5 protein-coding genes, 3 tRNA genes and 1 pseudogene are annotated in these 4,139 nt (G+C 33.5%); 4 read left to right on the top strand and 5 right to left on the bottom strand.

The window, feature by feature from the left end; all coding sequences use genetic code 11:
- From VLB80_03040 to VLB80_03050, 3 genes are all read right to left on the bottom strand, one after another.
- On the bottom strand, positions 1-510 hold a 510-nt coding region (locus VLB80_03040), incomplete at its 3' end, for a hypothetical protein (GenBank protein ID HSC25165.1).
- 68 nt (positions 511-578) lie between these two features.
- The gene (locus VLB80_03045; protein HSC25166.1) at positions 579-1,766 is read right to left on the bottom strand and encodes a type II secretion system F family protein; all 1,188 of its coding nucleotides are present in this window, start codon (positions 1,764-1,766) and stop codon (positions 579-581) included.
- Positions 1,767-1,776: 10 nt separating this feature from the next.
- A complete protein-coding gene (locus tag VLB80_03050; GenBank protein HSC25167.1) occupies positions 1,777-2,067 on the bottom strand; it encodes a DUF167 domain-containing protein in 291 nt (96 codons plus the stop codon).
- 163 nt (positions 2,068-2,230) lie between these two features.
- Between VLB80_03050 and VLB80_03055 the strand changes: the two genes are divergently transcribed.
- The 3 genes from VLB80_03055 (at position 2,231) to VLB80_03065 (ending at position 2,571) form a co-directional block, all read left to right on the top strand.
- Positions 2,231-2,321, top strand: a tRNA-Ser gene (locus VLB80_03055).
- A gap of 53 nt (positions 2,322-2,374) precedes the next feature.
- A tRNA-Arg gene (locus tag VLB80_03060) sits at positions 2,375-2,451 on the top strand.
- 28 nt (positions 2,452-2,479) lie between these two features.
- Positions 2,480-2,571: transfer RNA gene (locus tag VLB80_03065), tRNA-Ser, on the top strand.
- Positions 2,572-2,576: 5 nt separating this feature from the next.
- Here the strand turns inward: VLB80_03065 and VLB80_03070 are convergent.
- Positions 2,577-2,858, bottom strand: a pseudogene (locus VLB80_03070) (family 1 glycosylhydrolase).
- 87 nt (positions 2,859-2,945) lie between these two features.
- On the opposite strand from VLB80_03070, the gene VLB80_03075 reads away from it, so the two are divergent.
- Positions 2,946-3,272 carry a hypothetical protein gene (locus tag VLB80_03075; protein ID HSC25168.1) on the top strand — a complete coding sequence of 109 codons (327 nt, stop codon included), beginning with the start codon at positions 2,946-2,948 and terminating at the stop codon, positions 3,270-3,272.
- A gap of 121 nt (positions 3,273-3,393) precedes the next feature.
- Here VLB80_03075 and VLB80_03080 read toward each other — a convergent pair whose 3' ends face one another.
- Complete coding sequence (locus tag VLB80_03080; GenBank protein ID HSC25169.1) at positions 3,394-3,996, bottom strand: hypothetical protein; 603 nt, start codon at positions 3,994-3,996, stop codon at positions 3,394-3,396.
- Positions 3,997-4,139: the final 143 nt, after the last annotated feature.

Raw genomic sequence — 4,139 nt, forward strand, 5'->3', positions numbered from 1 at the left:
CATTAATAAACGTTCACAAGAATTAAACATTTCTAAAAAAGTACTAATGTTTAATGCGCTATTACTTTTATTGAGATCATGTAATCCAACCATGGAAAAATAAAATTTTTCACAACTGCGATTCAATACATCATTTTTATCCCAGTATGATAATAATGATCGTTCAACGTCCCGCACTTTTTCAAGTTGCTTTTGAAAAAGGCGCATATCTTCTGGATGATCAACCAAAAAGGTAATAATCTTTTTCCGCTGTAATAATTGTTTTTTATCTGAAATAGGCCACAATAATTTTTTCAATCCCCATTTACCAAATGATGTTGTTGTACGATCAAGAGTAGTCACTACACGATCTAGCTGCAACTCTTTCCATTCACGATCACCAATAATAGATGGTGCTGATACATAATACTCGCCGCTATCAAGAACACGTGCTGCCTGATTGACTAATGTCTGATCTGCTAACGTAAACTGAAAAAAAGAAATAATCATTAATAATAAAATTAACACCATTAGTAGCATCCCCCCTAGGAATATTTCATCAAAAAACAACACACCAACGTTACAGTTTGCACTATTTATTATACAATATGAGACAACTGCATTATAGGTAAGTATACCGCAAAAATAAGAATTGTTACTAAAAAACCTAGTAAGAGAATAACTAGTGGCTGTAAAAAAAAGACAAAGCGACGTAAAGACTCATCTAATCTATCACTATAAACAGATGCTGCGCTTTCCAGCGATTGCCCTAGCGTACTTGTTTCTTCGCCAACGAGAACCAACGCAACTACTTCTGGTAAGAAAACCGATGATATCGCCATTGCATTACTCAATAATTGCCCGGACGAAACATCGTCATATAAAGTCTCAAACTGAAATTGAACACACGAATTATCTACTGATTCGCTTACTATTTTAAGAGCCGCTACCAGCGTAGTCCCACTATTAACTAATAGCGCCAGCGCCTGCAAGGACTGCCCCATCCAATGTTGCCACACTGCACTACCAATAAAAGGAATTTTAATAGTAATCGCATCCCATTTTTTTCTATTTAGCTTGGTAAAATAATAATGAATAGCACCTAATAATATGGTCACTATACCAATAGTATACACCATAGAAACACTACGAATATACTCACTCATGCTAATCATAGTGCGCGTAAGCGCAGGAAGTTCCTGGTTTAAAGAGCTAAACATATCAACAAATCGTGGAATGATAAAAATAAAGATAAATAAACTAATTCCAATAAAAAAAAGCAATGTTAATAAAGGCATAGCAAGTACCGAACGAATACTTTTACTGAAAGCATATTGTTTATGGTAATAAAGCGCCACATTTTCCATAGCGCCTATCAAATTACCTGACTCATTGCCTGCAATAAGCATAGCCATAACAATACGATCACAAAGATAAGGATGTTTTTCGAGAGATTTGTCAAAAGGGCTTCCCTGCTGAATATCACAACTTATAGTAGAAAGTATATCATAAAGTAGAGGATTATGAGATTGCTGAGCAGCAATAGCAAAAACATTTGGTAATAATAACCCCGCACGCAACATTTTTGCTTTTTGTTGAAATAGATTTCCTTTTATTTTAGCAGTTATCAACCACAAAAATGATGGTACATAAACGAATTTAAAATGTAATAATGCAACACCTTGTCGTAAAAGAAGATTTGATAAATCTTGAGGTGAATGCGCTGATTGTTTACCTTTTTTTGTAACACCAGCAATATCAGTACCAACCCATTTAAAATATGGCATATTTTCCTTATCAACTAAACATATCACTTTGCCAATCAATACCAAGAAGTTCTAACAATTTATTGTAACTCATTTCAATATCAATTTTTATTCGTTTTTTACGCGATTGCATACCAGAAGAAATAGAAATCATATCTAAGGAAACGCCCAATGCCTTTGAAAGATTCTTTATAAGTTCATCATTTGCCTTGCCGTGCTCTGCTACATTTTTTAAATAACATTTTAAATTCCCTGTTTTATCAAGAAACCAACCTCTTTTTTTAGAACCGGGAAAAACTTTAACATCAAAAATAAATGCCATTATAGCCTCCTAATCAATAAATATTAGCATTAGAACATAGTGTAATGTACCATAAAATTACTACACAATACTTTAAAAATCGTGTATCTCAACAAAAAGTTTACGAAGTTACTTGAAAAAATAACAAATAACAGTATTCTTTTCTATATATTGACATTTTAAAGGAGAGATGGCTGAGCGGCCTAAAGCGCTTGCCTGCTAAGCAAGAGTCTGGGAAACCGGGCACGAGGGTTCGAATCCCTCTCTCTCCACCATCATACTACGCTAAGGTGCATCGATAAAGTTTAAAATTTACATTGAAATATATGCGCCCGTAGCTCAATTGGATAGAGCGTCAGACTACGGATCTGAAGGTTGCAGGTTCGACTCCTTCCGGGCGCGCCAAATTATGAGTTCTTTTACATAGATAGATGGAGAGATGGCAGAGCGGCCGAATGCGGCGGTCTTGAAAACCGTTATTCCGAGAGATCGGGATCGTGGGTTCGAATCCCACTCTCTCCTCCATTATCTTACCAATTATGATGAATTATTTGTTCTTCTTGTTCTGTTGAAAAATATTCTTTTACAAACGCAGCATAATAATTAGCACCCTTTTTTAATGTTCGTGGAAATCCTTCCTGCTGAGTATCAACGGCAAACATTCCATATGGTCTATCAAAAGGATCTTTCTGTGCTTCAGATGGCCATTCATAATTATCATGTGATGACCACGGTGTGTAACCAATAATATTATACCCTTCTTGAATAAGCTTACGGATCGTATAAAGAGCACGACGGAAAAAACGTCTACGTTTCTCTTGGTTGCAATATCATTTTATGAAATTCACTATATACTTTGTACAAAAAATAACTTTCTAATACTAACATTTAGGGTAAAAATGTACAAAAAGATATATGCAATTACAGTAATAGCCGCAATAATTGTAGCTCCTGGATACGCTATAGAGATATCGAAAGATTACAATATGTTTACTATTTCAACAAAAAAATATGAGGATTATATTAAATTTAATGAATATAATATGGTCTATAACAATCACCTGCAACAACAGATACAAGCAATTGCACGCGGAACTAGTATACTAAAACGACAAGGAGCTAATCCTGAAACGTTTCAAAAAGAGAGACGAGCTCTTTTTGAAACAAGCAAACAAGAACAAAAAAATTTAATAAAAGATGTTATGCAAAAACTTGGCTATCTTTAAGTTGACAAATATTCTACTTTAAAGACTTATACACAGTTCCATTTTTTAGAATACTTGATAATTCTAAAAAATTACTATTTTAAAAAAAGAGTAGAACAAGATAACTATCTATATACATTACTCAAGGTAATATTTTTGTATGATAATATACACTTGCTAGAGCATTAGCTGTGGAAGCTGCAATAAGAAGTGGATTTACTGGAACAATTGGAAACAACCATAATGACACACCTTGAACAGTAGCAACCCACGTAGATATGCCTAAATAAACATTTCGTGACTGTTGTAATCTTTCTATTTCTTTTTCTGTTAATGGAGTTTTTTGTTCATTAATTTTTTGCTCTTCTACAAAAGGAATTATTGGATTAATATCTTTCACAATTTGAGATAATTGATTATCACCCTGCTTATTATCTCCTATATTTGGATTATAAGGCGGTAAAGATAATTTCGCTTTTCCAGACATGGATGCACTGGCAAAGTAAATATAACTAATCAAACTAATAGTGCCAACAACTTTGACCGCTCTCCATGCAAAATTCTTCATATTAGTAACAACATCATTATCAGCAAGATTTTGTTGCTCTATTTTTTGGTCCACTTTTTGTGCAATATGAGGGTATTCATCACTGATCTGAGTTTTGTCTTCGCTATGTATTATAGACCAACCCAACACAACAATCAGTGAAGTTATAAACAAAAGATATATACTATTACTTTTCATCTAACTACCTAACACTACGCAGAAAAATAACTATGCAGAAAAGATATCATTCTTAATTATAAAAAAACTATTAAATTATAAATTTTGTTGCGTATCTCACTAGTACATACTCATGTTGAAATAAAAAACTAAAACAGCTATTC

The organism is Candidatus Babeliales bacterium, from assembly GCA_035455925.1.
Classification (GTDB): domain Bacteria; phylum Babelota; class Babeliae; order Babelales; family Vermiphilaceae; genus SOIL31.

What these genes read in the sequence shown, in the direction of transcription:
- VLB80_03050 (HSC25167.1), bottom strand. Translation starts at nt 2,067, where the DNA reads ATGGCATTTATTTTTGATGTTAAAGTTTTTCCCGGTTCTAAAAAAAGA.
- VLB80_03075 (HSC25168.1), top strand. Translation starts at nt 2,946, where the DNA reads ATGTACAAAAAGATATATGCAATTACAGTAATAGCCGCAATAATTGTA.
- VLB80_03045 (HSC25166.1), bottom strand. Translation starts at nt 1,766, where the DNA reads ATGCCATATTTTAAATGGGTTGGTACTGATATTGCTGGTGTTACAAAA.
- VLB80_03080 (HSC25169.1), bottom strand. Translation starts at nt 3,996, where the DNA reads ATGAAAAGTAATAGTATATATCTTTTGTTTATAACTTCACTGATTGTT.